The sequence below is a fragment of the Pseudomonas sp. PAGU 2196 genome, from assembly GCF_022179005.1.
In the GTDB taxonomy this organism is placed as follows: Bacteria; Pseudomonadota; Gammaproteobacteria; order Pseudomonadales; family Pseudomonadaceae; genus Aquipseudomonas; species Aquipseudomonas kermanshahensis.
The window spans coordinates 37,142-62,891 of the sequence record NZ_BNTL01000002.1; the positions used below are offsets into that span (position 1 = coordinate 37,142).

At 62.9% G+C, this 25,750-nt stretch carries 27 protein-coding genes; 11 read left to right on the plus strand and 16 right to left on the minus strand.

Going from position 1 to position 25,750, the window contains the following annotated elements; all coding sequences use genetic code 11:
• Positions 1-5: 5 nt before the first annotated feature.
• The 4 genes from MFF34_RS01575 to MFF34_RS01590 all read right to left on the minus strand — a co-directional run bounded on the left by MFF34_RS01575 (position 6) and on the right by MFF34_RS01590 (position 2,659).
• Complete coding sequence (locus tag MFF34_RS01575) at positions 6-860, minus strand: endonuclease/exonuclease/phosphatase family protein (protein ID WP_027591971.1); 855 nt, start codon at positions 858-860, stop codon at positions 6-8.
• A gap of 11 nt (positions 861-871) precedes the next feature.
• Positions 872-1,504, minus strand: a complete 633-nt coding sequence (dsbA, locus tag MFF34_RS01580) for a thiol:disulfide interchange protein DsbA (protein WP_085272105.1) — start codon at positions 1,502-1,504, stop codon at positions 872-874.
• Positions 1,505-1,707: 203 nt separating this feature from the next.
• Positions 1,708-2,325 (minus strand): cytochrome c, encoded by a 618-nt coding sequence (locus MFF34_RS01585; RefSeq protein WP_099452557.1) that lies wholly within the window; start codon positions 2,323-2,325, stop codon positions 1,708-1,710.
• 31 nt (positions 2,326-2,356) lie between these two features.
• Positions 2,357-2,659 carry a cytochrome c5 family protein gene (locus tag MFF34_RS01590; RefSeq protein ID WP_186655332.1) on the minus strand — a complete coding sequence of 101 codons (303 nt, stop codon included), beginning with the start codon at positions 2,657-2,659 and terminating at the stop codon, positions 2,357-2,359.
• 201 nt (positions 2,660-2,860) lie between these two features.
• Between MFF34_RS01590 and yihA the strand changes: the two genes are divergently transcribed.
• A complete protein-coding gene (gene yihA / locus MFF34_RS01595; protein ID WP_238209809.1) occupies positions 2,861-3,493 on the plus strand; it encodes a ribosome biogenesis GTP-binding protein YihA/YsxC in 633 nt (210 codons plus the stop codon).
• Positions 3,494-3,920: 427 nt separating this feature from the next.
• Here yihA and polA read toward each other — a convergent pair whose 3' ends face one another.
• Positions 3,921-6,674 (minus strand): DNA polymerase I, encoded by a 2,754-nt coding sequence (polA, locus tag MFF34_RS01600; protein WP_238209811.1) that lies wholly within the window; start codon positions 6,672-6,674, stop codon positions 3,921-3,923.
• A gap of 74 nt (positions 6,675-6,748) precedes the next feature.
• Between polA and MFF34_RS01605 the strand changes: the two genes are divergently transcribed.
• Together MFF34_RS01605 and MFF34_RS01610 are read left to right on the plus strand one after the other, a co-directional pair.
• Positions 6,749-7,036 carry a DUF2782 domain-containing protein gene (locus tag MFF34_RS01605; RefSeq protein WP_010951520.1) on the plus strand — a complete coding sequence of 96 codons (288 nt, stop codon included), beginning with the start codon at positions 6,749-6,751 and terminating at the stop codon, positions 7,034-7,036.
• Between the two features lie 68 nt (positions 7,037-7,104).
• Positions 7,105-8,055 (plus strand): homoserine kinase, encoded by a 951-nt coding sequence (locus MFF34_RS01610; protein WP_099452553.1) that lies wholly within the window; start codon positions 7,105-7,107, stop codon positions 8,053-8,055.
• Between the two features lie 169 nt (positions 8,056-8,224).
• On the opposite strand, the gene MFF34_RS01615 is transcribed toward MFF34_RS01610, so the two are convergent.
• Positions 8,225-9,181 (minus strand): zinc ABC transporter substrate-binding protein, encoded by a 957-nt coding sequence (locus MFF34_RS01615; protein ID WP_050580704.1) that lies wholly within the window; start codon positions 9,179-9,181, stop codon positions 8,225-8,227.
• Positions 9,182-9,199: 18 nt separating this feature from the next.
• Here MFF34_RS01615 and zur point away from each other — a divergent pair, with 18 nt between their 5' ends.
• The 4 genes from zur (at position 9,200) to MFF34_RS01635 (ending at position 12,065) form a co-directional block, all read left to right on the plus strand.
• Positions 9,200-9,685, plus strand: a complete 486-nt coding sequence (gene zur, locus MFF34_RS01620; RefSeq protein ID WP_027591979.1) for a zinc uptake transcriptional repressor Zur — start codon at positions 9,200-9,202, stop codon at positions 9,683-9,685.
• On the plus strand, positions 9,682-10,455 hold the full coding sequence (gene znuC, locus MFF34_RS01625; RefSeq protein WP_027591980.1) for a zinc ABC transporter ATP-binding protein ZnuC: 774 nt from the start codon (positions 9,682-9,684) through the stop codon (positions 10,453-10,455). Before zur ends, znuC begins: the two co-directional genes overlap by 4 nt.
• Positions 10,448-11,230, plus strand: coding sequence for a zinc ABC transporter permease subunit ZnuB (gene znuB / locus MFF34_RS01630; protein WP_027591981.1), 783 nt, complete (start codon positions 10,448-10,450; stop codon positions 11,228-11,230). The genes znuC and znuB overlap by 8 nt, the downstream gene beginning before the upstream one ends.
• Before the next feature lie 127 nt (positions 11,231-11,357).
• Entirely contained in the window at positions 11,358-12,065 is a 708-nt protein-coding gene (locus MFF34_RS01635; RefSeq protein ID WP_085272111.1) for a PA5502 family lipoprotein, read from the plus strand.
• A 109-nt stretch (positions 12,066-12,174) separates the two neighbouring features.
• Here the strand turns inward: MFF34_RS01635 and katE are convergent, their stop codons facing one another.
• Positions 12,175-14,319 carry a catalase HPII gene (gene katE, locus MFF34_RS01640; RefSeq protein ID WP_099452551.1) on the minus strand — a complete coding sequence of 715 codons (2,145 nt, stop codon included), beginning with the start codon at positions 14,317-14,319 and terminating at the stop codon, positions 12,175-12,177.
• 226 nt (positions 14,320-14,545) lie between these two features.
• Between katE and MFF34_RS01645 the strand changes: the two genes are divergently transcribed.
• The 3 genes from MFF34_RS01645 (at position 14,546) to MFF34_RS01655 (ending at position 17,059) form a co-directional block, all read left to right on the plus strand.
• Positions 14,546-15,553, plus strand: coding sequence for a methionine ABC transporter ATP-binding protein (locus MFF34_RS01645; protein ID WP_085272112.1), 1,008 nt, complete (start codon positions 14,546-14,548; stop codon positions 15,551-15,553).
• Positions 15,553-16,224, plus strand: coding sequence for a methionine ABC transporter permease (locus tag MFF34_RS01650; RefSeq protein WP_027591985.1), 672 nt, complete (start codon positions 15,553-15,555; stop codon positions 16,222-16,224). Before MFF34_RS01645 ends, MFF34_RS01650 begins: the two co-directional genes overlap by 1 nt.
• A 64-nt stretch (positions 16,225-16,288) precedes the next feature.
• The gene (locus tag MFF34_RS01655) at positions 16,289-17,059 is read left to right on the plus strand and encodes a MetQ/NlpA family ABC transporter substrate-binding protein (protein WP_238209813.1); all 771 of its coding nucleotides are present in this window, start codon (positions 16,289-16,291) and stop codon (positions 17,057-17,059) included.
• Between the two features lie 121 nt (positions 17,060-17,180).
• Here the strand turns inward: MFF34_RS01655 and MFF34_RS01660 are convergent, their stop codons facing one another.
• From MFF34_RS01660 to MFF34_RS01680, 5 genes are read right to left on the minus strand one after another with little or no spacing between them, the layout of a single operon-like run.
• On the minus strand, positions 17,181-17,813 hold the full coding sequence (locus MFF34_RS01660) for an SCO family protein (RefSeq protein ID WP_027591987.1): 633 nt from the start codon (positions 17,811-17,813) through the stop codon (positions 17,181-17,183).
• Positions 17,810-18,703, minus strand: a complete 894-nt coding sequence (gene cyoE / locus MFF34_RS01665) for a heme o synthase (RefSeq protein WP_027591988.1) — start codon at positions 18,701-18,703, stop codon at positions 17,810-17,812. The genes MFF34_RS01660 and cyoE overlap by 4 nt, the downstream gene beginning before the upstream one ends.
• Complete coding sequence (locus MFF34_RS01670) at positions 18,688-19,761, minus strand: heme A synthase (RefSeq protein WP_027591989.1); 1,074 nt, start codon at positions 19,759-19,761, stop codon at positions 18,688-18,690. Before MFF34_RS01670 ends, cyoE begins: the two co-directional genes overlap by 16 nt.
• Positions 19,762-19,770: 9 nt before the next feature.
• Complete coding sequence (locus MFF34_RS01675) at positions 19,771-20,355, minus strand: hypothetical protein (protein WP_238209815.1); 585 nt, start codon at positions 20,353-20,355, stop codon at positions 19,771-19,773.
• Entirely contained in the window at positions 20,321-21,064 is a 744-nt protein-coding gene (locus tag MFF34_RS01680; protein ID WP_238210257.1) for an SURF1 family protein, read from the minus strand. Before MFF34_RS01680 ends, MFF34_RS01675 begins: the two co-directional genes overlap by 35 nt.
• Before the next feature lie 51 nt (positions 21,065-21,115).
• Between MFF34_RS01680 and MFF34_RS01685 the strand changes: the two genes are divergently transcribed.
• Positions 21,116-21,319, plus strand: coding sequence for a twin transmembrane helix small protein (locus tag MFF34_RS01685; protein ID WP_027591992.1), 204 nt, complete (start codon positions 21,116-21,118; stop codon positions 21,317-21,319).
• Positions 21,320-21,351: 32 nt separating this feature from the next.
• Here the strand turns inward: MFF34_RS01685 and MFF34_RS01690 are convergent, their stop codons facing one another.
• Genes MFF34_RS01690 through coxB form a run of 4 tightly spaced genes read right to left on the minus strand, consistent with a single transcriptional unit; the run spans position 21,352 to position 25,585 of the window.
• Positions 21,352-22,239: a cytochrome c oxidase subunit 3 gene (locus MFF34_RS01690; RefSeq protein WP_027591993.1), complete on the minus strand. Its 888-nt coding sequence runs from the start codon at positions 22,237-22,239 to the stop codon at positions 21,352-21,354.
• Positions 22,240-22,255: 16 nt separating this feature from the next.
• Entirely contained in the window at positions 22,256-22,822 is a 567-nt protein-coding gene (locus MFF34_RS01695; RefSeq protein WP_027591994.1) for a cytochrome c oxidase assembly protein, read from the minus strand.
• A gap of 2 nt (positions 22,823-22,824) precedes the next feature.
• Positions 22,825-24,414: a cytochrome c oxidase subunit I gene (gene ctaD, locus MFF34_RS01700; RefSeq protein ID WP_027591995.1), complete on the minus strand. Its 1,590-nt coding sequence runs from the start codon at positions 24,412-24,414 to the stop codon at positions 22,825-22,827.
• Positions 24,415-24,457: 43 nt separating this feature from the next.
• Complete coding sequence (gene coxB / locus MFF34_RS01705) at positions 24,458-25,585, minus strand: cytochrome c oxidase subunit II (RefSeq protein WP_085272114.1); 1,128 nt, start codon at positions 25,583-25,585, stop codon at positions 24,458-24,460.
• Between the last annotated feature and the right edge of the window lie 165 nt (positions 25,586-25,750).

The following is a 25,750-nucleotide window of genomic DNA, read 5'->3' on the forward strand; positions in this document are numbered from 1 at the left end:
GGCAATTAGCTCAAAACCGGCAGCGTATCCACAGTCAATGCATCAGGCAATCGAATCTCGACGGCAACGGGAAGGTGATCGGAAATTGGCTGCGCCAGCACCTCAACGCGCTCAAGGGTGAGGCTTGGGCTGAGCAGGATATGGTCCAGGCAACGCTGCGGTCGCCAACTGGGGAAGGTGGCCTCGACTTGCGGGGCGACCAGGCCCAGGTCGCGCAGGGGGGAATGCTCCAGCAGGTCGGTGGCATGGGTGTTCATGTCACCCATCAACACCTGATGGCGGTAGCCGCCAATCAGCTCGCGAATGTAGCCAAGCTGCAGGGCCCGGGTTTTGGCGCCGAGCGCCAGGTGCATCATCACCACGATCAGCGCATCTTCACCCTCGCCGAAGCGCACCAGAATGGCACCGCGACCGGCCGGGCCGGGCAAGGGGTGGTCTTCGAGGTGTTGCGGCTTGAGGCGGCTGAGCACGCCGTTGCTGTGCTGGGCGAAGCGCCCGAGGTTACGGTTGAGCTGCTGGTACCAGTAAGGGAAGGCACCCAGTTGGGCCAGGTGTTCGACCTGGTTGATGTAGCCCGAACGCAGGCTGCCGCCATCGGCTTCCTGCAAGGCCACCAGGTCGAAGTCACTGAGCAGCTTGCCGATTTTTTGCAGGTTGCTGGCACGCCCGGTGTGCGGCAGCAGGTGCTGCCAGCTGCGGGTCAGGTAATGCCGGTAGCGCTCAGTGCTGATGCCGACCTGAATATTGAAACTGAGCAGCCGCAGGCGCCCATCCTCTGGCAGGCCGGGCGCCTGCAGGTGATGTTCGTTGACCTGCGGCTGGTGCAGGCCAATGCCACGCGTGCTTCGGAAGCGGGGCATGGGTACGCCGCTTACTTAGCGGCGCGCTCCTTGGCGATCAGCTGGTCGGCAACATTCAGCACGCCCTCTGGCCCGCCTGCGGTGCCCAGGTCGAAGCGGTACTTGCCGTTGACGACCATGCTCGGTACGCCGGTGATTTCGTACTTCTTCGCCAGTTCCTTGGCCTGGTTGACCTGGCCTTTGATGGCGAAGGAGTTGAAGGTGGCGAGGAATTTGTCCTTGTCCACGCCTTGAGTGGCGAGGAAGTCGGCCATGTCCTGAGGGTCGGTCAGGCGCTTTTTCTGGTTCTGGATGGCGTCGAAGACAGCGGCATGCACCTTGTGCTCGACGCCCATGGCTTCGAGGGTCAGGAACATCTGGCCGTGAGCGTCCCACGGGCCACCGAACATGGCCGGTACGCGCTTGAAGTTAACGTCTTTCGGCAGTTTTTCAGCCCACGGGTTGATTACCGGCTCGAAGTGGTAGCAGTGAGGGCAGCCGTACCAGAACAGCTCGACCACTTCGATCTTGCCAGGCACGGAAACCGGAACAGGGTTGCTCAGCTCGAGATATTCCTTACCGGCAACAGGCTCGGCGGCCTGTACGGCGGTCATACCGAATACGCTGGCGGCGACCAGCGCAGCGCTGAGAATCAGTTTACGCATGCTTTACTCCTGAGCATTCATGGGTCGCCTCGACGCGACCTGTGTTAAGACAGGCCGGGCCAGGCCCGAGTTCTGTAGTGTAACGGCTGCGGACGTAAAAAAGGGCGGTCCGGCCGCCCTTTCATCTTTGGCTTACAACATTAACCGAATGTTAATACGCCAGCTTCTTCGCGGGTTTGCCCGCGAAGAACTCGCCATTTACCTCAGTGCAGGCCCTGGATGTAGCTGGCCAACGCTTCGATATCGTGGTTGCTCAGCTTGCCCGCGATGGTACGCATGGTCATGGCATCGCCATCGTTGGTACGCACGCCTTCACGGAACTCGGTCAGTTGCTTGGTCACGTACTGCGAGTGCTGCCCGCCCAGGTGCGGGAAGCCGGCCAGGGCGATACCTGCGCCGTTCGGTGAGTGGCAGCCGGTACAGGCGGGCATGCCTTTTTCAAGGTCGCCGCCATTGAACAAGGCGCGGCCGCGTTCGACGAGCTTGGGGTCGGCCGCCCCGACGCTGCCTTTTTGGCTGGCGAAGTACGCCGCGATATCGGCCAGGTCCTGGTCACTGAAGGCAGCCAGCATGCCGGTCATCTCCAGCACGGTGCGCTTGCCGGACTTGATATCGTGCAGTTGTTTTTCGAGGTAACGCTGGCCCTGGCCTGCCAGTTTCGGGAAGTTCGGTGCCAGGCTATTGCCGTCGGGGTTGTGGCAGGCACCACAGACGGCCGTCTTGGCCTGGCCGGCGGCGGCATCGCCTTTGATAGGTTCCGCAGCAATGGCCGCACCTGCGACACCCATGGTCAACAGCAGACTCACGACTAGTTTGTTCATCAGCTAATCCAACACGGCTAAGGGTGAAATGTTATGTATCGGGACTGCCGCTCATCCAAAGGATGACCAAACGGTAGTCCTCGGCACTGCAGTCCATGCACAATCCACGCGGCGGCATAGCCTTGAAACCCTGGGTCACATGCCTCACGAGTACATCCACACCTTGCGCCAGCCTTGGCTCCCATGCTGCCCGGTCACCCCGCTGGGGGGCCTGTGGCAACTGACCGGCGTGACAGGCCGCACACGTGCGGTTGTACAACACCTCGGGATCCTGTGTAGCCTGTGCGCTGAAAAACGGCAGGAACATACCGACAGCAAGCAGCCATTTCGCCATGCGGAACGACCTTCAGGGTTGGGGGCCGCGCTGCGTTCTGATGCGCGAGCTATTGTTCGACACCCCATGCTCGCTCTCCTTCGCTGGGAGAATGAGCACACAAAAACTGGGGCATTATATACTTCCGCCATCCAAACGGAAACGACACCGCTTGCCAGGCTCGAGCCTTCAGAGTCAGGCAACACCCACATCGGATATCCCATGCAAGTCAAGAACCCCATCCTCGGCCTCTGCCAGAAAGCCACATTCGCCCTCAGCGCAGCCAAGGTCGAACAATGCCCGGACGACCAGGGTTACGAGGTGGCTTTCGCCGGCCGTTCCAACGCCGGCAAATCCAGCGCCCTCAATACCCTGACTCATGCCAGCCTGGCGCGTACCTCGAAAACCCCGGGGCGCACCCAGCTGTTGAATTTCTTCAGTCTGGACGATGAACGGCGTTTGGTCGACCTGCCGGGCTACGGTTATGCAAAAGTACCGATTCCACTCAAGCAGCACTGGCAGCGCCACCTGGAAGCCTACCTGGGCAGCCGTGAGTGCCTGCGTGGTGTGATCCTGATGATGGACGTGCGCCATCCGATGACCGACTTCGACAAGATGATGCTCGACTGGGCCAAGGCCAGCGGCATGCCGATGCACATCCTGCTGACCAAGGCCGACAAACTCACCCACGGCGCCGGCAAGAACACCTTGCTCAAGGTGCAGTCGGAGATCCGCAAGGGCTGGGGCGACGCAGTGACCATCCAACTGTTCTCGGCACCGAAGCGCCTGGGGCTGGAAGAGGCCTACCGCGTACTGGCGGACTGGATGGAGCTGGAAGACAAGCCCGTGGCCTGAAAGCCTGCATAGGCTCCAGTAGGAGCAGCCTTGTGCTGCGAAGAGGCCATGTCAGGCTGTAGATATCTGTTGCCCATATTGGCCCTTTCGCAGCACAAGGCTGCTCCTACAGTGGGGAGCAGCAGCGCCTGTCAGGCAAATCGCAGGCAAAAAAAACCCCGGACTTCGTATGGGGAGGGGGAAGTTCGGGGTCCAAGTCCGGACCGCTAGGGCGGGGTCCAGATATCTGCCAACACTTAACACAACATAGGAGCATCGAAGGGCTTCACCAGCCATTCAGTTACTCTGAGTTCCGCTTCACCGGTTTAGTTCCGAAGCCCTGAAAACTATTTGCGATAGTTTCATGAAACTCCAGCACTAATGGCATCTAGCCATGCCAGGATCCGCATCACCACGTCGCAGATCCTACACAGCTTTGCCGGCTCAATCAGTGAGCTTCGTCCCAATTCGCGCCAATTCCTGCCTCCACCAGCAACGGTACATCCAGTTGCGCGGCGCGGCTCATGTGCAGACGAATTTCATCTTTTACCTGCTCGACCAGCTCCTCACGCACCTCCAGCACCAATTCATCGTGCACCTGCAGGATCACGCGGGCATCGAGGCCGCTCTCGGTCAGCCAGTTGTCCACATTGACCATCGCCCGCTTGATGATATCGGCAGCCGTACCCTGCATCGGTGCGTTGATCGCCGTCCGCTCAGCGCCTTTGCGCAGGGCCGGGTTCTTGGCGTTGATGTCTGGCAGGTACAGGCGACGGCCAAAGAGCGTTTCGACGAAGCCTTGCTCGGCGGCCTGGGCGCGGGTGCGCTCCATGTAGGCCAGCACGCCCGGGTAGCGGGCGAAGTAGCGGTCGATGTAGTCCTGGGACTGCTTGCGGTCGACGCCGATCTGCTTGGCCAGGCCAAAGGCGCTCATGCCGTAGATCAGGCCGAAGTTGATGGCCTTGGCGCTGCGGCGCTGGTCGGTGGTAACAGCCTCAAGCGGCACGCCGAACACTTCAGCCGCAGTGGCGCGGTGCACGTCGAGGTTGTTGCGGAAGGCATGCAGCAAACCTTCGTCCTTGGCCAGGTGAGCCATGATGCGCAGCTCGATCTGCGAATAGTCCGCCGCCAGCAGCTTGTAGCCAGGGCTGGCCACGAAGGCCTGGCGGATACGCCGCCCTTCGGCGGTGCGGATCGGGATGTTCTGCAGGTTCGGGTCGCTCGACGACAGGCGCCCGGTGGCCGCCACCGCCTGTTGGTAAGAGGTGTGAATGCGCCCGGTGCGTGGGTTGATCTGCCCTGGCAGTTTGTCGGTGTAGGTGCTCTTGAGCTTGCTCAGGCTGCGGTACTGCATCAGTACCTCAGGCAGCGGGTAGCCTTGCTCGGCCAGTTCGTCGAGTACCGCCTCGGCAGTAGACGGCTGGCCCTTGGCGGTCTTGCTCAGCACCGGCATGCCCAGTTTGTCGTAGAGGATCGCACCCAGCTGCTTGGGCGAACCCAGGTTGAAGGTCTCGCCAGCCAGTTCGTAGGCGCGGCGCTCCAGTTCGGCCATCTTCACGCCCAGTTCGCCGCTTTGCACGTGCAGCAGCTCGGCATCCACCAGCGCACCCTGGCGCTCGATCTTGGCCAGCACCGGCACCAGCGGCATCTCGATGTCCATCAGCACCGGCTGCACGCTTGGGGTTTTGGCCAGGCGCGCCTGCAGCGCCTGGTGCAGGCGCAGGGTGATGTCGGCGTCCTCGGCGGCGTACGGGCCGGCCTTGTCCAGCGGGATCTGGTTGAAGGTCAGCTGTTTCGCGCCCTTGCCGGCAATCTGCTCGAAGGTGATGGTGGTGTGGTCGAGGTACTTCTGCGCCAGGCTGTCCATGTCGTGGCGGGTGGCCGTGGAGTCCAGCACATAGGACTCGAGCATGGTGTCGTAGGCCACGCCGCGCATGTGGATAGCCGGGGCGCCATTGGCCAGGATGTTGATATCGTACTTGGCGTTTTGCCCGACCTTGGCTTTGGCTGCGTCTTCGAGCAGGGGCTTGAGCGCCAGCAGCACAGCCTCGCGGTCCAGCTGAACCGGCGCGCCTTCGTAGTCATGGGTCAGCGGCACATAGGCGGCTTCGAACGGCTCGACCGCGAACGACAGGCCGACCAGTTGCGCCTGCTGCGCGTCCAGGCCGGTGGTTTCGGTGTCGAACGCAAACAGCGGGGCCTGGCGCAGTTTGTCCAGCCAGGCGTCGAAACGGGCCTGGTCGAGGACCGTCTCGTACTTCGGTTCGACCTTGGCCGCCGGTGCCGATTCTTCAGGCACGGCCACGGTTGCCCCGGCCCTGGCAGCTTCACGCTGAACGTCGGCGACCCAGCTCTTGAACTCCATCTCGGTGTACAACGCCAGCAGCGCATCGCGGTCTGGCTCGCCGCAGACCAGCGCCTCGACTTCGATATCCAGCGGTACATCGATCTTGATGGTGGCCAGCTCATAGGACAGGAACGCCGCCTCACGGTGTTCCTCAAGCTTGGCCGGCAAGGTCTTGGCGCCACGGATGCTCAGGCTCGGAACCTTGTCGAGGTTGTCGTAGACATCACGCAGGCCGCCACCGATACCGGTCAGCAGGCCGGCAGCGGTCTTCTCGCCCACACCCGGCACGCCCGGGATGTTGTCGACCTTGTCGCCCATCAGGGCCAGGAAATCGATGATGTGCTCGGGGCCGACGCCGAACTTTTCGTGCACGCCGGCAACATCCATCACGCTACCGGTCATGGTGTTAACCAGGGTGACATGGCCGTCCACCAACTGCGCCATGTCCTTGTCACCCGTCGAAATGATCACCGGCCGGCCTTGCGCCGCGCTGCTGCGCGCCAGGGTGCCGATCACATCGTCGGCCTCCACGCCTTCGACGCACAGCAAGGGGTAGCCCAAGGCCTTGACGCTGGCATGCAGGGGTTCGATCTGCACCCGCAGGTCATCGGGCATGCTTGGGCGGTTGGCCTTGTACTCGGCGAACATCGCATCGCGGAAGGTACCGCCCTTGGCGTCGAACACCACTGCAAACAGGCTGTCAGGGTATTGCTTGCGCAGGCTCTTGAGCATGTTCAGCACACCCTTGACCGCGCCGGTAGGCATGCCTTTGGAGGTGGTCAGCGGCGGCAATGCGTGGAAAGCGCGGTAGAGGTAGGAGGAACCGTCCACCAGGACGAGGGGCGCTTGGCTCATGAGCAGAATCAACCTTTTCGGCGGGTCCGGAGCTAGAATAGCCGGATCAATGACGACAAAGGGACAAGGTTATCATGCGTACACTCAATCGCCTGTTACTGCTCGGTCTGTTGGCAACCATGCCAGTCGTCACCCTGGCGGCGGACGACGCCCCCTCGGCCGATCCCGAGGTGACCATTCGCACGGAAGGCGATAAAACCATCCAGGAATACCGTCAGAACGGCTTCCTGTATGCGATCAAGATCACGCCAAAAAACGGCAAGCCTTATTTCCTGGTACGCGCCGACGGCACTGATGCCAATTTCATTCGTTCCGACCAGCCGGACATGCTGATTCCGTCCTGGAAGATCTTCGAGTGGTAAGCTGACGCGTATCGTTCACATTAACCTGGCACTTCCCGGCGGAAGTGCCCGTATGGGCATTTTTCATCATGTCAGTTTTCACCCCCGTGACCCGGCCTGAGCTGGAAACCTTTCTGGCGCCGTACCAGCTGGGCCGTCTGCTCGACTTCCAGGGCATCGCCGCCGGTACCGAAAACAGCAACTTCTTCGTCAGCCTGGAACAGGGTGAGTTCGTCCTGACGCTGATCGAGCGCGGCCCGAGCGAAGACATGCCGTTCTTCATCGAGCTGCTCGACGTGCTGCATGACGCCGACATGCCCGTGCCGTACGCCCTGCGTGACCGTGATGGCAATGGCCTGCGCGAACTGTGTGGCAAGCCTGCGTTGCTGCAGCCGCGGCTGTCGGGCAAGCACATCAAGGTACCCAACAACCAGCACTGCGCCCAGGTTGGCGAGTTGCTCGCGCACATCCACCTGGCCACCCGCAACCACGTCATCGAGCGCAAGACCGACCGTGGCCTGGACTGGATGCTGGCGTCTGGCGCCGAGCTGATGCCGCGCCTGAGTGCCGAACAGGTTGCGCTGCTGCAGCCGGCGCTGGACGAAATCAATGCACACAAGGCGCAGATCCTGGCCTTGCCACGGGCCAACCTGCACGCCGACCTGTTCCGCGACAACGTGATGTTCGAAGGCACCCACCTGACCGGTGTGATCGACTTCTACAACGCCTGCTCGGGGCCGATGCTGTATGACATCGCCATCACCGTGAACGACTGGTGTATCGATGAGCACGGGGCCCTCGATGTGCCACGCGCCCAGGCGCTGCTGGCGGCCTACGCGGCGCTGCGCCCGTTCACCGCTGCCGAGGCCGAGCTGTGGCCCGAGATGTTGCGGGTCGGGTGTGTGCGTTTCTGGCTGTCGCGCCTGATTGCGGCGGAATCGTTTGCCGGGATGGATGTGATGATCCATGACCCGAGCGAGTTCGAGGTGCGCCTGGCGCAGCGCCAGCAGGTGGCATTACACCTGCCGTTCGCCCTCTGAACCCACCAAGGGCGATGATGAACCTGAGCAGCCTTGCGCTGCGAAGAGGCCGGTAAACACACAGAGGATCTTTGCTGTTTTTACCGGCCTCTTCGCAGCACAAGGCTGCTCCTACCAGAAGCGCGCATGGCCGCAGGCCGGGCGCAACCCCGCCAAAAAGCCGCGCGCCTTAGAGCTGTTCCAGGCACCCCGCCAGGTCGCTACCCAGCTTCTCCAGCAGGCGCTCATAGCCCTTGGCATCTACCGGGTCCGTGCCACCCAAAGCATCCAGCTCGGCCAACCGCACCGGCAACCCCGCCGTCAGCGTCTCCGCCAGGCGCGGCCGCAGCGGCGGCTCGCTGAACACGCAGGTCTTGCCCACTTCCTGCAGGCGCTTGCGCATGGCGGCCACATGCTGCGCGCCCGGCTGCACCTCGGAAGCCACACTGAATACCCCGGTGTGCTTCAGACCATAATTGGCCTCGAAGTAATCGAACGCCTCGTGAAACACGAAGTACGGCTTGTCGGCGATACCCGCCACCCGCGCCTTGATACGCCCATCCAGGGCATCCAGACGCTCGACGAAGGCCTTCAGGTTGGCCTGGTAACGCGGGGCATTGGCCGGGTCGACCTCGGCCAGGTCCGCCGCCATCTTCGCTGCGATCACCCGGGCATTGACCGACGACAGCCACAAGTGCGCGTCGAGGCTGCCAGGGCGGTGATCGTGGTCATGGTCGTCGTGGTCGTCTTCATCATGCGAGTGGCTGTCTTCGCCAAAATGGCGCAACTGCATGCCAGTCAGCGACTGAACCGCAACGGTGGCCTTGTCCCGCCCTTTCAGCACGCGCGGCAGAAAGTTCTCCATGTCCGGCCCGATCCAGTACAGCAGGTCGGCATCCGCGACGCGCCGTACGTCGGAGGGGCGCAGGGCGTAATGGTGCGGTGAAGCGCCAGGCGGCAACAGCACATCCGGGCTGCCAACCCCGTCCTGAACGGCGGCGGCAATCTGCTGCAGCGGTTTGATACTGGTCAGCACACGCACGTCGGCCTGGGCTGAAAATGCGATGAAAGCGACAAAAAGGGCTAGGAATCGGGACACGGTGAATACTCGGCTCGACAGAAACAGGTAACATAATAACGTCTCCATCCAGAACCGTCGCTGCCCATGTCCATCACGCCGCTGGCCAACCGCCCCCACGATCACTCCCATTGCGTACACAGCGCACTGGCCGAAGCCGATGCCTTGTGCACCCGCCAGGGGTTGCGCCTGACCGCACTGCGCCGCCGTGTGCTGGAGCTGGTCTGGCAAAGCCACAAGCCGCTGGGGGCCTACGACATCCTCGCCGTGCTCAGCGAGCAGGACGGCCGCCGCGCCGCGCCGCCGACCGTGTACCGCGCTCTGGATTTTCTCCTCGACAACGGCCTGGTGCACCGCATCGCCTCGCTCAACGCGTTCATCGGCTGCAGCCACCCAGAGCATGTGCACCAGGGCCAGTTCCTGATCTGCCGCGCCTGCCATGTTGCCATCGAGTTGGAGCAGGACAGCATCAGCGACGCCATCATCAGCAGCGCCAAGGGCGTCGGCTTCAGCGTCGAAACCCAGACCGTGGAAGTGGTCGGCCTGTGCAGCAACTGCCGGAGCGCGGCATGAGCGACGCACTGATCCGCCTGGAGCAGGTCGGTGTCACCTTCGCCGGCGAGGCGGTGCTCGACAGCATCGACCTGTCAGTGGCACCGGGCCAGATCGTGACCCTGATCGGCCCCAACGGGGCAGGCAAGACCACCTTGGTACGCGCCGTGCTGGGGCTGCTCAAGCCGCACCGGGGCAAAGTCTGGCGCAAGCCGAAGCTGCGCATTGGCTACATGCCGCAAAAAATCCAGGTGGATGCCACGCTCCCGCTGTCGGTGCTGCGCTTTTTGCGCCTGGTACCCGGCGTAGACCGCGCAGCTGCCTTGTCGGCGCTGCAGGAAGTGGGGGCCGAGCAGGTCATCGACAACCCGATCCAGACCATTTCCGGCGGCGAGATGCAGCGCGTGCTGCTGGCCCGGGCGCTGCTGCGCGAGCCGCAACTGCTGGTGCTCGATGAGCCGGTGCAAGGGGTCGACGTGGTCGGCCAGACCGAGCTGTACAACCTCATCACCCGCCTGCGCGACCGCCACGGTTGCGGCGTGCTGATGGTTTCCCACGACCTGCACCTGGTGATGAGCGCCACCGACCAGGTGGTCTGCCTCAACCGGCATGTGTGCTGCTCCGGCCACCCCGAGCAGGTCAGCAACGACCCGGCCTTCGTCGAGCTGTTCGGCCAGAACGCGCCAAGCCTGGCGATCTATCACCACCATCACGACCACAGCCACGACCTGCACGGCTCGGTGGTCGCCCCTGGCACCCATGTTCACGGAGAGCACTGCAAGCATGGCTGATTTTCTTCTTTATGCCCTGCTTGCCGGTCTGTCCCTGGCGTTGGTGGCCGGCCCTCTGGGGTCGTTCGTGGTGTGGCGGCGCATGGCCTATTTCGGCGATACCCTGTCCCACGCCGCCCTGCTCGGGGTAGCCCTGGGTTTTGCCCTGGACGTGAGCCCAGCACTGGCGGTAACCGTGGGCTGCCTGCTGCTGGCGTTGCTGCTGGTGACCTTGCAGCAACGCCAACCGCTGGCCTCCGACACCCTGCTTGGCATCCTCGCCCCCAGCACGCTGTCCCTGGGCCTGGTGGTCCTGAGCTTCATGCACGATGTACGCATCGACCTGATGGCCTACCTGTTCGGCGACCTGCTGGCCATCAGCACCACTGACCTTGCCTGGATCCTCGGCGGCAGCGTGCTGGTATTGCTGCTGCTCGCCGCGCTATGGCGGCCGTTGCTGGCCGTGACCGTGCATGAAGAATTGGCCATGGTCGAGGGCCTGCCAGTGGCGGGCCTGCGCCTGGCCTTGATGCTGTTGATTGCCGTGGTGATCGCCGTGGCGATGAAGATCGTCGGCGTGCTGTTGATCACTTCGCTGCTGATCATCCCCGCCGCCGCCGCGCAACGCCACGCCCGCTCGCCCGAGCAGATGGCGTTGGGCGCCAGCCTGCTGGGGGTGACGGCGGTGTGTGGCGGCTTGGCCATGTCCTGGTTCAAGGACACCCCGGCCGGCCCTTCCATCGTGGTCTGCGCGGCAGTGCTATTCTTGCTGAGCCTGGCCCTGCCAAAACGCTGAAAACCGGGGTGCGCAACAGCGCACCCTGCAACCTTTTCGCGGGTAAAAGGTCTGTAAGACTTGTTTTCGAGCGTGCGCACCTGGGTGTAGACTTGCTCGCTTTTTGCGCAAATAGAGAGTCGCAGGAATGAAGCCGTTCGCCTCCCGTTATCTGCTTGTTGCCGCGTTTTCCCTGTTCCTGGCTGCCTGTTCCAGTGCCCCGGTCGAACAGGCCGACGCACCTGCCCAAGCCGATGCCTGGCAGCAGTTGCAACAGAACATCGCCAGCAATGAGCTGGCTACCGCCGAAGACCAGTTGGCTGCCTTGCAGGCCCAGTCACCCGTTGACCCGCGCCTGGAGCAGTACCAGCGGCAGCTGGCCGAAGCGTACCTGCAGCGTAGCCAGATCGTCCTGCAGAAGGGCGACGTCAACGCTGCAGCCACCGCCTTGGCACGTGCCCGCGCGCTGATGCCCCAGGCCCCGGCGGTCACCGGTGGCGATGCCGTCAGCCAGGCCCGCAAGGCCGAGCTGGAAAAGGCCGAGGCTGCGCTGAAGGCGGCCGAGGCCAAGCCCCAGGCGCGAGTGATCGACCCAACTGCACCGAGCACGGTGATTGCGCTGAAGACCACGGACATTGCCGCCATGCGCCGTCAGCTCGATGAGATTGCTGCCGATGTGGTGAGTTACCAGTGCGACGTGGTGTTCCAGGTGCCGCGCACCGAGGATGCACCTTGGTTGAAGACGCTGCTGGAAAAGCGAGTGCACAAGATTGACAGCGGGTTCAAGCTAAACCAGAAGCACGAAATTCAGCGCAAGCTGCCCGCCCAGGTGGTACTGGTCCCGCATCAGCGCTGAACAGCTTCGCGGGGCAAGCCCGCTCCCACAAGGCCACCACTACCTTCGGGAACTGTGGTGCACTTGTAGGAGCTGGCTTGCCCCGCGATGGGCTGCAAAGCAGCCCCCCTCAGGCAGGCACCGCCTCAGCAGCCGCCTCCCGCTCCCAAACCCGATGCCCCTCTACCGCTTTCACAAAGGCATCCACGGTTTTCTGGTCATCCCCCAGCAGCAAGCCCTTGTCCTCCTTGAGCCCCAAGCTGCCCAGCAATGCCTTGCCTTCCTTGGCCAACGCGATCGCCTTCAGGTGCTTGTAGCCTTCCAGCAGGAAGTGCTTGGCCAGGCCACTGGCGCCCAACGCATCCAGCGACGCCTTGCCAGCCGGCACCAGAATGCCGTCGAACATGATCGAAGGCATTCCCTCCATCGACGCATCCACCGGCAGCGGCTTGCCTTGGGCGGTTTTAACCGGCGCCGAACTCGGCCCCAGCACCAGAATGCGCGCACTGTGCGCCTCCAGCGCCTTGACCAACTGATCGACACTCGCCCCATCCACCCCATCGGCCACCAGCACGGCGATCTTGCGGCCTTTGATACCGACACTGCCCGGGTGATTCATCTGGCTCAAGGCCGGTGATTGCGCCAACTTGCTGCCTTTGACTTGCACCGTGCCAGCCTTGGGCGCAGGCAAGCCCAGGTTGGCCGCCACCGCTGCTGCCAGCTTCAGGTCGATGTTGGCCAGAATCTCGTTCACCTCACGCACCCGGATATGCTCGCGCTCCACCTTGCCCAGCTCGAAGCTGTACGCCTTGATGATGTGCTGCTGCTCATTGGGGCTCATGCTGTGGAAGAACAGACGCGCCTGCGAGAAGTGATCGCCGAACGACTCGCTGCGCTGGCGAATCTTCACCGCGTCGATGCGTTCCTGATAGCTCTCAAAGCCGCCATCCTGGGCCGCGGCAGGGGTTTCTTTCGGCCAGCCGCCGTCAATCGAGTTGGGCTCGTAGGACGCACGGCCCTTGTGGATAGTCTGCCGGTGCAGCGCGTCACGCTGGTTGTTATGGTTCGGCGCGACCGGGCGGTTGATCGGGATTTCATGGAAGTTCGGCCCACCCAGCCGGCTCAGTTGCGTGTCGGTATAGGAGAACAACCGGCCTTGCAGCAGGGGGTCATTGGAAAAGTCGATGCCCGGCACGATATGCCCAGGGCAGAACGCGACCTGCTCCACTTCGGCAAAGAAATTGTCGGGGTTACGGTTGAGCACCATCTTGCCCAACGGTGTAACCGGCACCAGTTCTTCGGGGATGATCTTGGTGGGGTCGAGCAGGTCGAATTCGAATTTGTGCTCATCGGCTTCCGGCACGATCTGCACGCCCAGCTCCCACTCAGGGTAGTCACCGGTCTCGATGGCCTCGCTCAGGTCGCGACGGTGAAAGTCGGTGTCCTTGCCCGCAAGCTTTTGCGCTTCGTCCCACAGCACGGAGTGCACGCCTTGGCGCGGCTTCCAGTGGAACTTGACGAAGCTGGCCACGCCTTCGGCATTGATCAGGCGGAAGGTGTGGATGCCAAAGCCCTCCATCATCCGCAGGCTGCGCGGAATGGCGCGGTCAGACATGGCCCACATGACCATGTGCGCCGACTCCGGCACCAGCGAAACGAAGTCCCAGAACGTGTCATGGGCCGAACCGCCGGTGGGCATCTCGTTGTGCGGCTCAGGCTTCACCGCATGCACAAAGTCGGGGAACTTGATCGCATCCTGGATGAAGAACACCGGCATGTTGTTGCCAACCAGGTCGAAATTGCCTTCATCGGTGTAGAACTTGACAGCAAAACCACGCACGTCGCGCACGGTGTCACCCGACCCACGTGGGCCCTGCACGGTGGAAAAGCGCACGAACACCGGGGTGATCTTCTCTGGGTCCTGCAGGAAACCGGCCTTGGTCAGCTCGGCGTGGTTGCCGTAGCTCTGGAAGTAACCATGGGCGCCGGTGCCTCGGGCATGGACGATGCGTTCAGGGATGCGCTCATGATCGAAGTGGGTGATCTTCTCACGCATGATGAAGTCTTCGAGCAGCGACGGCCCACGTGGCCCGGCCTTGAGGGTGTTCTGGTTGTCGGCGATCTTCACGCCCTGATTGGTGCGCAGGGCCTGGCCTGTGGCATCGCTGCGCACGCCTTCAAGGCTCTGCAGCTTGGTATTGGTATTGGCATGATCAGGGCTGTTGACCCCGGCGGCCTGGCTTTCTTTGGGTGCATCAACTTTCTTGCTGGGCATGGTCGGCGTTCCTCATCAGTCATCAGGCATTGCCCGTGAGGGCTTGTTCTATTAGTGACTGGAGCCCGATTGGCTACGTTCAATAAGCTTTACCGGTTGTCGCGTTATGCCCGCCGGGTTGGTGCATTACGAAATAAATGCTAAGAACAGCTATGGGAAAAGGCTAAAATGCGCCACCCCAGCTAACCGCTGCCCCAAATTCCATGCGCCCCACAAGGTTCGCTACGTGATCGAGTTCCAACATGTGCACAAGACCTACCGCGTCGCCGGTAGGGAAATCCCCGCCCTCAACCCGACCAGCCTGACCATCGAAGATGGCCAGGTGTTCGGCCTGATCGGCCACTCCGGCGCTGGCAAAAGCACCCTGCTGCGCCTGATCAACCGCCTCGAAGAGCCTTCGGGCGGCAAGATCATCGTCGATGGCGAGGACGTCACCGCGTTCAACGCCAACCAACTGCGCGGCTTCCGCCAGCAGGTCGGGATGATTTTCCAACACTTCAACCTGCTGGCCTCCAAGACCGTGGCCGACAACGTGGCCCTGCCATTGACCCTGGCCGGCGAGCTGTCGCGCAGCGAAATCGACAAGCGCGTCACCGAGCTGCTGGCCCGCGTCGGCTTGCAAGACCACGCCAAGAAGTACCCCGCGCAGTTGTCGGGCGGCCAGAAGCAGCGCGTCGGCATCGCCCGCGCCCTGTCTACCAACCCGAAGATCCTGCTGTGCGACGAAGCCACCAGCGCGCTTGACCCGCAGACCACTGCGTCGGTGCTGCAACTGCTGGCCGAGATCAACCGTGAGCTGAAGCTGACCATCGTCCTGATCACCCACGAAATGGACGTGATCCGCCGGGTCTGCGACCGCGTGGCCGTGATGGACGCCGGGCAGATCGTCGAACAAGGGCCGGTGGCCGATGTGTTCCTGCACCCGCAGCACGCGACTACCAAGCGTTTCGTCCAGGAGGACGAGCAGGTCGATGAAGGCGAGCAGCGTGATGACTTCGCCCACGTACCCGGCCGCATCGTGCGCCTGACCTTCCAGGGCGAGGCCACGTACGCACCGCTGCTGGGCACCGTCGCCCGCGAGACGGGCGTTGACTACAGCATCCTGGCCGGGCGTATCGACCGCATCAAGGATGTCCCCTATGGGCAGCTGACCCTGGCCGTCACCGGCGGCGACATGGAAGCGGCGTTCGACCGCTTCAAGGCAGCTGACGTACATATGGAGGTACTGCGTTGATGGACGCCCTGAATTTCTTTGCCAACGTCGACTGGGCCGAAATCTGGCTGGCCACCATCGACACCATGATCATGCTGTTCGGCTCGCTGTTCTTCACCGTGCTGCTGGGCCTGCCGTTGGGCGTGCTGCTGTTCCTTTGCGGGCCGCGCCAGATGTTCGAGCAAAAAGGCGTGTACGCGCTGCTGTCGCTGGTCGTCAATATCCTGCGTTCGCTGCCGTTCATCATTTTGCTGATTGTAATGATCCCGATCACCGTGCTGATCACCGGCACCTCGCTGGGCGTCGCCGGCGCCATTCCGCCACTGGTGGTCGGGGCTACGCCGTTCTTCGCGCGCCTGGTCGAAACCGCCCTGCGTGAAGTGGACCGCGGCATCATCGAAGCCACCCAGTCGATGGGCGCCACAACGCGCCAGATCATCACCAGCGCGCTGCTGCCCGAAGCCCGTCCCGGCATCTTCGCGGCCATCACCGTGACCGCCATTACCCTGGTGTCGTACACCGCCATGGCCGGTGTGGTCGGCGCGGGCGGCCTGGGCGACCTGGCCATCCGCTTCGGCTACCAGCGCTTCCAGACCGATGTCATGGTCGTGACCGTGGTGCTGTTGCTGGTGCTGGTTCAAGTACTGCAGAGCGTGGGCGACAAACTGGTCGTGCATTTTTCCCGTAAGTAACCCCAATGGGGTCGGCCTGGCCGACCCGTTCGGGGGCCGTCGCGGCCCTCACAAGGAGTGATCAATGAAGAAGCTGCTTGCTGTTGCTGCCGCTGTCGCGGCCTTCTCGGCCCACGCCGATACCCTCACCGTCGCCGCCACCCCGGTGCCGCACGCCGAGATCCTCAACTTCGTCAAACCGCAACTGGCGAAAGAAGGCGTGGAGCTGAAGGTCAAGGAATTCACCGACTACATCCAGCCGAACGTGCAGGTGGCCGAGAAGCGCCTGGACGCCAACTTCTTCCAGCACCAGCCGTACCTGGATGAGTTCAACAAGGCCAAGGGCACCGACCTGGTCAGCGTGACCGGCGTGCACATCGAGCCGCTGGGCGTTTACTCGACCAAGATCAAGAAGCTCGACGAGCTGCCCTCCGGCGCTACCGTGGTCATCCCCAACGACGCCACCAACGGCGGCCGCGCGCTGCTGCTGCTGGACAAGGCCGGCGTGATCAAGCTCAAGGACAACAAGAACATCCTGTCGACCGTTAAGGATGTTGCACAAAACCCGAAAAACGTGAAGTTCCGTGAGCTGGAAGCGGCCACCATCCCGCGCGTGCTGACCCAGGTCGATGCGGCCCTGATCAACACCAACTATGCGCTGGAAGCCAAGCTGAACCCTGAGAAAGACGCGCTGGCCATCGAAGGCAGCGACTCGCCTTACGTGAACATCCTGGTTGCCCGCCCGGACAACAAAGACTCCGAAGACATGAAGAAACTGGCGGCCGCGCTGCACTCGCCAGAGGTGAAGCAGTTCATCAACGAGAAGTACAAGGGCGCTGTAGTTCCAGCGTTCTAAGCCTCTAGATCACGCTGGATTCTTCGCGGGGCAAGCCCGCTCCCACAGGTACATCGCTAGCCTCAGGCTTTGGGATAATGCTGTGGGAGCGGGCTTGCCCCGCGAAGCTTTTAAAGCCTGTTTAGTCCCGCTTGACCAGCCCCGGCAACTGCGCCACCAGCTTCTGGTTGTTGAACGGCGCACGAATGAACCCGCGCTGACGCCCATCCGGCCCGACGATCGCCAGGTTGCCGCTGTGATCCACGGTATACCCAGGCTTACTGGTATCAGCCGGAATAAACGGAATGCTCAAGGCATTCGCCAGCTTCTGGGTGTCTTCGATCGACCCCGCCACCCCGACAAAATCTTTGTCGAAGTAGCCCAGGTACTGCTTGAGCTGGTTCGGCGTGTCGCGGTTCGGGTCCACGCTCACCAGCACCACCTGCAACCGGTCCACGGCTTCCTTGGGCAATTCGCTCTTCACCTGGCGCAACTGGGCCAGGGTGGTGGGGCAGATGTCTGGGCAGTAGGTGTAGCCGAAGAACAGCAGCGACCATTTCCCCTTGAGGTCATCCAGCTGCACGGGCTGGCCATCCTGGTTGGTCATGGTCACGTCCGCCACCGTACGGCTCTGCGGCAAGAGGATGATGCCGGCGTCGATCAGCTCGGTGGGGTTCGGCTGATCGCGGCCATTGAGCACCTTGTTGACGGTCAGGCCCAGGATCAACGCGACCAGGGCGACGAGGATGAAGACGGTTTTCTGGGTTCGGGTCATAGGTTCAACAACAGGTAGTGGTCAATAAGCAACGCGATGAACAGCGCGAACAAGTAGCCGATAGAGTACTTGAAGGTGCCAATCGCCGCGTGCGGCCGGCTGCCACGGTACAACACCCAGGCCCACTGCAGGAAGCGCAGGCCCAAGGCAAGGGCACAAGCGAGGTACAACGGGCCGCTCATGTGGATGGCATAGGGCAGCAGGCTCACCGCCAGCAAAATCAGGGTGTAGAGCAGGATATGCAGCGTGGTGTAGCGCTCGCCATGGGTCACCGGCAGCATCGGGATATCGGCCTTGGCGTACTCCGCTTTGCGGTGGATGGCCAAGGCCCAGAAGTGCGGCGGGGTCCAGGCGAAGATGATCAGCACCAGCAACAGCGGCTCGGCACTGACATGGCCGCTGACCGCCACCCAGCCAAGCAGTGGCGGCGCCGCGCCGGCCAGGCCACCAATCACGATGTTCTGCGGCGTGGCACGCTTCAAGAAGCCGGTGTAGAGCACCGCATAGCCCAGTAACGACGCCAGGGTCAGCCAGGCGGTCAGGCTGTTGGTGAACACCAGCAACAGCGCCATGCCCAGCACCGCCAGTGCCAACGCAAAGGCCAGCGCCGGTAGCGGCGCGACCCGGCCTGTGGCCAACGGCCGTTTGTGGGTACGCGCCATCAAGGCGTCGATGCGCCGGTCTACCACGTGGTTGACCACCGCCGCGGCGCCCGCACACAGGCCAATGCCCAGGTTGCCGAACAGCAGCACGCTCCAGGCAACGCCTGCGCGGCTGGCGAGGAACATGCCCGCCAGGGAGGTGATCAACATCAGCACCACCACCTTGGGCTTGGTCAGCTCCAGATAATCGCGCCAACCTGCCCGTCGTACGCTTAGAAGCGTCGCCACGAATCGTTCCTCATAGGGTGGGAGATATCCACGCCCACCACCGGCGTCAGGCGCCAGCCATGGCCGACGCGCACTTTGTCGACCACGCGGATGCGGTAATTGACCAGCACCATGCTCATCAACAGCATGGCCCCGCCTGCGTTATGGGCCACTGCCACGCCAAGCGGCAGGTGGAACAGCACGTTGCTGATGCCCAGGCCGACCTGCACGGCCAAGGCCAGCAACACCAGCCGGGCCAGGCCAGAAAGGCCGCAGCGGTAAAGCTTGAAGCTCAGCATCAGCAGCACGGCACTGACCAGCAAGGCACCCAGCCGGTGGCTGATGTGGATGGCCGTGCGCGCATCGCTGTCCAGTTGCCCGCCCAGGTAGTTGGGGCCGACGTGCTGGGTCAGGTGAAAGCCGTTGCTGAAGTCCGCTGCCGGCCACCATTGGCCGTGGCAGGTCGGCAAGTCGATACAGGCGACCGCTGCATAGTTGGCGCTGACCCAGCCCCCCAGGGCGATCTGGCCGATCACCACCAACAGCGCCAGCGCCGCGATCCGGCGCAGGCTCAACGGCAGTTTTGGCAATGGCGCAAAGGCCCGGGATAGACGCAGAGACAGCAGAAACAGCAGGCTCAAGGTAGTGAACCCACCCAGCAGGTGCGCGGTGACCACTTGCGGCCACAGCTTGAGGGTTACTGTCCACATGCCAAACGCCGCCTGGGCCAACACCACCCCCAGCAACAGCACCGGCAAGCGGTAGGGCTGGCCATCACGTGCATGCCGGCGCACGGCCTGCAAGGCCAGCCAGGCAATCACCAGCGCCAGGGTGCCGGCGAAGTAGCGATGGACCATCTCGGCCCAGCCCTTGGCGGCTTCCACCGGGTGCTCGGGGAAGTGCATTTCGGCATGGGCCAGCTGGGCGTCGGTCTTCGGCACACTGATAAAGCCATAGCAGCCAGGCCAATCGGGGCAGCCCAGGCCTGCATGGGTCAGGCGGGTATAGGCGCCCAGCAGCACGACCAGCAGTGCCAGCAGGGTGGCGAACACAGCGAGGCGGAATCCGGGTCTGGCCATGACAGGCTCCTAGCCGATGTTGGACAACTTGAGCAGATGACGCAGGTCGTCCAGCACGTGCTTGCCGTTGACCTTGGCGTCGTAACGCAACACCAAGTTGCCGTGCGGGTCGACGATCCACAGTTGCGGGCCAAGCTCACCGACCTTGTTCAGGTAGCGCTGGGCATCCAGCGGGTAGCGTTGCAACTGCGGGTACTCACGGCCGAGCAGCGCCTGGTAGTCAGCGCTCAACGGCTGCGCGGCAGCCAGCGCATGGCTGGCACGGCCGGCATCACGGCCCAGGCCAACTTGTATCTGCCGGGCCAGGTACACCAGGCGCTGGCAATCTTCGGCGCAGGCCTCGGGCGTGCTGACCAACACTTGCCAGCGCGCGTCCTGGCCATCGATGCCGATATCGCTGCGGCTCTCGCCGTTGCCGATCATCGCGCCGTGGTAGCTGCGGCCTTCTGGCACCCAGAACTTGAGCTTGTACATGCTGGTGGCCAGGATCATCGGGCCGAGCACTACCAGCAGAATCAGAATCAGCTGCAAACGCCCGCGGGTTCTGGGCTTGCTGCGTTCAGGCACGTCCAGTGGACGGGTGGCGGCGGCCATGGTGGTTCTCCTTTTTATCGTTGTGCCAGCCAAAGTAGAGGTAGAGCAGCACCAGCGCGGTGGCCAGGGCAAACCACTGCACCGCATAGCCCAGGTGCTTTTCCGGCCCCAGTGCGACGACCGGCCAACCCAGGCGATAGCTGGCCGGCCCGGGCTCCAGGCGCAGCTCATGGGCGTAGCCTTCGCGGCCCAATTGCTGCCACAGTTGGGCGGCATCGATGGCCGTCAGCAAGTGCGGCCATTGGCCGCCGGCTGGGTCCGGGTGCAGCTGGAAGGTGCTGCCAGGCGCTACATACACCGACGCGTCCAGCGCCAGCGGCTGCGCCGGGGTGGCGAAGTGCACCGGCACGCGGCGGTCCGGCCACGGCAACCAGCCGCGGTTGACCAGCAACCACAGCCCACTGGCCTGGTCATGGAAGGGCTGCAACAGCTCGACGCCGGCCTCGCCGTCGCGCATTCGGTTATCCAGCAGCAGGCTGTGTTCACCCTCGAAACGGCCGTACAGGTGCACACGGCGGTAGGCGGCATCGTCGCGTTGCTGCAACTGGTCAGTGGAGAGCGGCGTGTCGAGGCTGCGCTCGGCATAGGTCGCCAGCAGCGCGCGCTTTTCGTCGGCGCGGCCCAATTGCCAGCAGCCAAGCGCGATCAACCCCGGTAGCAGCGCAAGCACCACCAGGGTCGGGACCCAACCTGGGCGAAACGGCCTCACAGGCGCCTCGCTATACTTATCCACATCACCGCATCCCCCCGGAGAAGCGCCATGCTCAAGGCCGCGATTGTCCTGATGCTGTTGGCCACAGTTGCCAGCCTGTTCAGTGGCCTGGTGTTCCTGGTCAAAGACGACGAAAACTCGACCCGCTTGCTGAAGGCACTGACCGTGCGCGTGACCCTGGCGGCCCTGACCATCGGGCTGGTGGCCTACGGCTTCATCAGTGGCCAGCTGGTGTCACACGCCCCCTTCTGAACCTGTATCGCCTTGACTGGCCTGCACATGTGTCAAAGCACATACACAAAGATGAACAGCCCCACCCACACCACATCGACGAAGTGCCAGTACCAGCTGGCCGCCTCGAAGCCGAAGTGTTTGTCGGGGTTGAAGTGCCCGCGCAGGATGCGCACGAACATCACGATCAAGATGATCGTGCCCAGCGTCACGTGGGCGCCGTGGAAGCCGGTGAGCATGAAGAAGGTCGCACCGTAGATCCCCGAGCCCAGCGTCAGCCCCAGCTTGGTATAGGCCTCGTGGTACTCGTAGGCCTGCAGCGTGATGAAGCTGATGCCCAGCGCGATGGTCAGCGCCATCCACAGTTTCAGCGCACCCCGGTGGTCACGCCGCAAGGCATGGTGGGCAATGGTGATGGTCACACTCGAGCTCACCAGCAAAATGGTGTTGATCAACGGCAAGTGCCAAGGGTCGATGACTTCCTTGGGCGGCGGGAACAGTTTCGGGTCAGGCGTGTGCAGCAGCGGCCAGGCAAACTCGAAGCTGGGCCACAGCATGTGCGCGACGCCCTTGGCCCCTTCACCGCCCAGCCACGGCCCGGCCAGTACGCGCACGTAGAACAGCGCGCCAAAAAAGGCCAGGAAGAACATCACCTCGGAAAAGATGAACCAGCTCATGCCCCAGCGGAACGAACGGTCCAGCTGCGGGCTGTATAGCCCGCCACGGCTTTCTTTCACCACCGCCCCGAACCAGCCGAACAGCATGTAGGCCAGGCACAGCGCGCCGACGAAGAAAATCAACGGCCCATGGGAGTCGGGGTGCCCGGCTTTCATGTCGTTGAACCAGGTGCCAAGGCCGAACACCGTAATGAACATGCCGACCGTCGCGATGATCGGCCACTTGCTCTGCGCCGGAACGTAGTAGTGCTCATGACTTGCCATTGCTGTTCTCCTTCCCTTAACGGGCGCCCTGGACGTCCTGGGCCGCAACATGCGCGACCGGTGGGTGGCGAGCGGTGATGTCGAACAAGGTGTAAGCCAGTGTCAGGTGCTTCACGCTGGCCGGCAGATCGCGGTCGACGATGAAGCGCACCGGCATCTCGATGCGTTCGCCGGGCTGCAGCACCTGCTGGGTAAAGCAGAAGCACTCGGTCTTGTGGAAGTACGCCGCGGCCTCGGCCGGGGTGATGCTGGGTATCGCCTGGGCGCTCATCGGCCGGTCGGTCGGGTTGCGCGCGACGAAGATCATCTGGTTGACCGCACCTGGGTTCACGTCGATCTGGTCGGCCGTGGAGTAGAAATCCCAGACCATGTCGCTGGCGTTGGTCGACATGAACTGCACCCGTACCGAGCGCGACGGGTCGCTGACCTGGCTGCCTTCGTACTGGCCGCCGGTCTTGCCATTGATGCCAAAGGCCTTGCACATCACGTCGTAGATCGGCACCAGGGCGAAACCGAAGGCGAACATCACCACCGTCAGCATCAGCAGGCGCATGACCAGGCGTTTGAGCGACAGGCCGTTCATGGCTATTTCACGTCCGGTGGCGTCTGGAAGGTGTGGTAAGGCGCAGGCGAGGGGATCGACCACTCCAGGCCCTCGGCACCGTCCCAGGGTTTGGCCGGCGCCGGGGCGCCGCCGCGGATGCACTTGATGACGATGAACAAGAAGAAGATCTGCGTGGCACCGAACATGAACGCGCCGATCGAGGAGACCATGTTGAAGTCGGCGAACTGCAGGTTGTAGTCCGGAATTCGCCGCGGCATGCCCGCCAAGCCCACGAAGTGCATGGGGAAGAAGGCCATGTTCATGCCGACGAACGACAGCCAGAAGTGCAGCTTGCCGAGGGTTTCGTCATACATGTGGCCGGTCCATTTCGGCAGCCAGTAGTAGGCCGAGGCGAAGATGCCGAAGATCGCCCCAGGCACCAGCACATAGTGGAAGTGCGCGACCACGAAGTACGTGTCGTGGTACTGGAAGTCGGCAGGCGCGATGGCCAGCATCAACCCGGAGAACCCGCCGATGGTGAACAGGATGACGAAGGCGATGGCGAACAGCATCGGCGTTTCGAAGGTCAGCGACCCTTCCCACATGGTGCTGACCCAGTTGAACACCTTCACCCCGGTCGGCACGGCAATGAGCATGGTGGCGTACATGAAGAACAGCTCGCCCACCACCGGGATGCCGACCACGAACATGTGGTGCGCCCAGACGATGAACGACAGGAAGGCGATCGCCCCCGTGGCATAGACCATCGAGGTGTAGCCGAACAGCGGCTTGCGCGAGAACGCCGGGATGATCGAGCTGACCGCGCCGAACGCCGGCAGGATCATGATGTACACCTCGGGGTGGCCGAAGAACCAGAACACGTGCTGGAACAGCACCGGGTCACCGCCACCCGCGGCGCTGAAGAAGCTGGTGCCGAAGTGGATGTCCATCAGCATCATGGTCACCACACCGGCCAGCACCGGCATCACGGCAATCAGCAGGAACGCGGTGATCAGCCAGGTCCAGACGAACAGCGGCATTTTCATCAAGGTCATGCCGGGGGCGCGCAGGTTGAGGATGGTGGCGATGACGTTGATCGCGCCCATGATCGAGCTGATGCCCATCAGGTGGATGGCAAAGATGAAGAAGGTCACGCTGGCCGGGGCATAGGTGGTCGACAGTGGCGCGTAGAAGGTCCAGCCGAAGTTCGGCCCGCCGCCGGGGCTGAACAAGGTCGAGACCAGCAGCAGGAAGGCCGCAGGCAACAGCCAGAAGCTGAAGTTGTTCATCCGCGGCAGGGCCATGTCCGGCGCGCCAATCATCAGCGGGATCATCCAGTTGGCCAGGCCTACGAAGGCTGGCATCACCGCACCGAACACCATGATCAGCCCGTGCATGGTGGTCATCTGGTTGAAGAACGCTGGCTCGACGATCTGCAGCCCCGGCTGGAACAGCTCGGCGCGGATCACCATGGCGAACGAGCCACCGAGCAGGAACATCATGAAGGCGAACCACAGGTACATCGTGCCGATGTCCTTGTGGTTGGTGGTCAGCACCCAGCGCATCAGGCCCTTGGCCGGGCCGTGGGCATGCTCATGGCCGTGGGCGTGGTCGTCGATCACTGCACTCATGTCCTGTCTCCTGCAATCCATTGATTGCCGCGAGTAACCCGGTTCATTGCGCTTCTGCCTGCTTGAGCGCCAGCACATCCTTCGGCGTGACCATGTCGCCCTTGTTGTTGCCCCAGGCGTTGCGCTCGTAAGTGACCACGGCGGCAATGTCGACTTCCGAGAGCTGCTTGCCGAACGCGGCCATGGCCGTGCCCGGTTTGCCGTGGAAGACGATGCTCAGGTGGCCTTCCTTCGGCCCGGTGGCGATCTTCGAGCCCTTGAGGGCTGGGAACATCGGCGGCAGGCCCTGGCCTTCGGCCTGGTGACAGGCCACGCAGGTGGTGTGGTAGACCTTGTCGCCGCGCTCGACCAGCTCTTCGAGGGTCCACTCTTTGCTGGTCAGCTCCTTGAGCTTGGCCGCCTCGGCCTTGCGTTCGCCCAGCCAGGTGTCGTAATCGGCCTTGGACTTGACCTCGACCACCACCGGCATGAAGCCGTGGTCCTTGCCGCACAGCTCGGTGCACTGGCCGCGGTAGATGCCGGGCTTCTCGATGCGCGTCCAAGCCTCGTTGACGAAACCTGGGATGGCATCACGCTTGACCGCGAACGCCGGCACCCACCAGGAATGGATCACGTCGGCCGCAGTTACCAGAAAGCGCACTTTCGCACCCACCGGCAGCACCAGCGGCTGGTCGACTTCGAGCAGGTAGTGCTCGTCCTTGGGGGCCTTGTTGTGAATCTGATCGGCGGGGGTGGCCAGGTTGCTGAAGAACTCCACGTCCTGGCCCAGGTACTTGTAGTGCCACTTCCACTGGTAGCCGGTGACCTGGATGTCGATGTCCGACTCACTGGCGTCGTAGATGTCGATCAGGGTCTTGGTCGCGGGGATGGCCATGGCCACCAGGATCAGGAACGGCACCACGGTCCACATGATTTCGACCCAGGTGTGCTCGTGAAAATGCGCTGCCTGTTGGCCTGTGGAACGGCGGTGGACGACCATCGACCAGAACATCGCGCCGAACACCACGATGCCGATGATCACGCAGATCCAGAAGATGGTCATGTGCAGGTCGAAGACGGCGTTGGAGACTTCCGTCGCCCCCGGGTGCATGTTGACGGTCCAGGCGGCGTTGGCCTGTCCGAAAACCGTCCACAACAGGAGGCCCATCCAGACATGTGGATGTCGCATCATTGCGGGTTCCCCTTCTAATTCTTGTAGTCCCGAAGGCGTGGCCTGCGGCAAGAGGGAACGGCGGTCAAGACTGCCTGGCTTCGACGACCGAGCCCCTGCAAAAGCAGACGGGCCTCATCAACGAATCACGTTCAACGGGAGTATAGACAGCGACCAATGGCACGC

Excerpts from the sequence above, each read along its gene's own strand:
- MFF34_RS01575 (WP_027591971.1), bottom strand. The coding sequence starts at position 860 with ATGCCCCGCTTCCGAAGCACGCGTGGCATTGGCCTGCACCAGCCGCAG.
- dsbA (WP_085272105.1), bottom strand. The coding sequence starts at position 1,504 with ATGCGTAAACTGATTCTCAGCGCTGCGCTGGTCGCCGCCAGCGTATTC.
- MFF34_RS01585 (WP_099452557.1), bottom strand. The coding sequence starts at position 2,325 with ATGAACAAACTAGTCGTGAGTCTGCTGTTGACCATGGGTGTCGCAGGT.
- MFF34_RS01590 (WP_186655332.1), bottom strand. The coding sequence starts at position 2,659 with ATGGCGAAATGGCTGCTTGCTGTCGGTATGTTCCTGCCGTTTTTCAGC.
- yihA (WP_238209809.1), top strand. The coding sequence starts at position 2,861 with ATGCAAGTCAAGAACCCCATCCTCGGCCTCTGCCAGAAAGCCACATTC.
- polA (WP_238209811.1), bottom strand. The coding sequence starts at position 6,674 with ATGAGCCAAGCGCCCCTCGTCCTGGTGGACGGTTCCTCCTACCTCTAC.
- MFF34_RS01605 (WP_010951520.1), top strand. The coding sequence starts at position 6,749 with ATGCGTACACTCAATCGCCTGTTACTGCTCGGTCTGTTGGCAACCATG.
- MFF34_RS01610 (WP_099452553.1), top strand. The coding sequence starts at position 7,105 with ATGTCAGTTTTCACCCCCGTGACCCGGCCTGAGCTGGAAACCTTTCTG.
- MFF34_RS01615 (WP_050580704.1), bottom strand. The coding sequence starts at position 9,181 with ATGGAGACGTTATTATGTTACCTGTTTCTGTCGAGCCGAGTATTCACC.
- zur (WP_027591979.1), top strand. The coding sequence starts at position 9,200 with ATGTCCATCACGCCGCTGGCCAACCGCCCCCACGATCACTCCCATTGC.
- znuC (WP_027591980.1), top strand. The coding sequence starts at position 9,682 with ATGAGCGACGCACTGATCCGCCTGGAGCAGGTCGGTGTCACCTTCGCC.
- znuB (WP_027591981.1), top strand. The coding sequence starts at position 10,448 with ATGGCTGATTTTCTTCTTTATGCCCTGCTTGCCGGTCTGTCCCTGGCG.
- MFF34_RS01635 (WP_085272111.1), top strand. The coding sequence starts at position 11,358 with ATGAAGCCGTTCGCCTCCCGTTATCTGCTTGTTGCCGCGTTTTCCCTG.
- katE (WP_099452551.1), bottom strand. The coding sequence starts at position 14,319 with ATGCCCAGCAAGAAAGTTGATGCACCCAAAGAAAGCCAGGCCGCCGGG.
- MFF34_RS01650 (WP_027591985.1), top strand. The coding sequence starts at position 15,553 with ATGGACGCCCTGAATTTCTTTGCCAACGTCGACTGGGCCGAAATCTGG.
- MFF34_RS01655 (WP_238209813.1), top strand. The coding sequence starts at position 16,289 with ATGAAGAAGCTGCTTGCTGTTGCTGCCGCTGTCGCGGCCTTCTCGGCC.
- MFF34_RS01660 (WP_027591987.1), bottom strand. The coding sequence starts at position 17,813 with ATGACCCGAACCCAGAAAACCGTCTTCATCCTCGTCGCCCTGGTCGCG.
- MFF34_RS01670 (WP_027591989.1), bottom strand. The coding sequence starts at position 19,761 with ATGGCCAGACCCGGATTCCGCCTCGCTGTGTTCGCCACCCTGCTGGCA.
- MFF34_RS01675 (WP_238209815.1), bottom strand. The coding sequence starts at position 20,355 with ATGGCCGCCGCCACCCGTCCACTGGACGTGCCTGAACGCAGCAAGCCC.
- MFF34_RS01685 (WP_027591992.1), top strand. The coding sequence starts at position 21,116 with ATGCTCAAGGCCGCGATTGTCCTGATGCTGTTGGCCACAGTTGCCAGC.
- MFF34_RS01690 (WP_027591993.1), bottom strand. The coding sequence starts at position 22,239 with ATGGCAAGTCATGAGCACTACTACGTTCCGGCGCAGAGCAAGTGGCCG.
- MFF34_RS01695 (WP_027591994.1), bottom strand. The coding sequence starts at position 22,822 with ATGAACGGCCTGTCGCTCAAACGCCTGGTCATGCGCCTGCTGATGCTG.
- ctaD (WP_027591995.1), bottom strand. The coding sequence starts at position 24,414 with ATGAGTGCAGTGATCGACGACCACGCCCACGGCCATGAGCATGCCCAC.
- coxB (WP_085272114.1), bottom strand. The coding sequence starts at position 25,585 with ATGATGCGACATCCACATGTCTGGATGGGCCTCCTGTTGTGGACGGTT.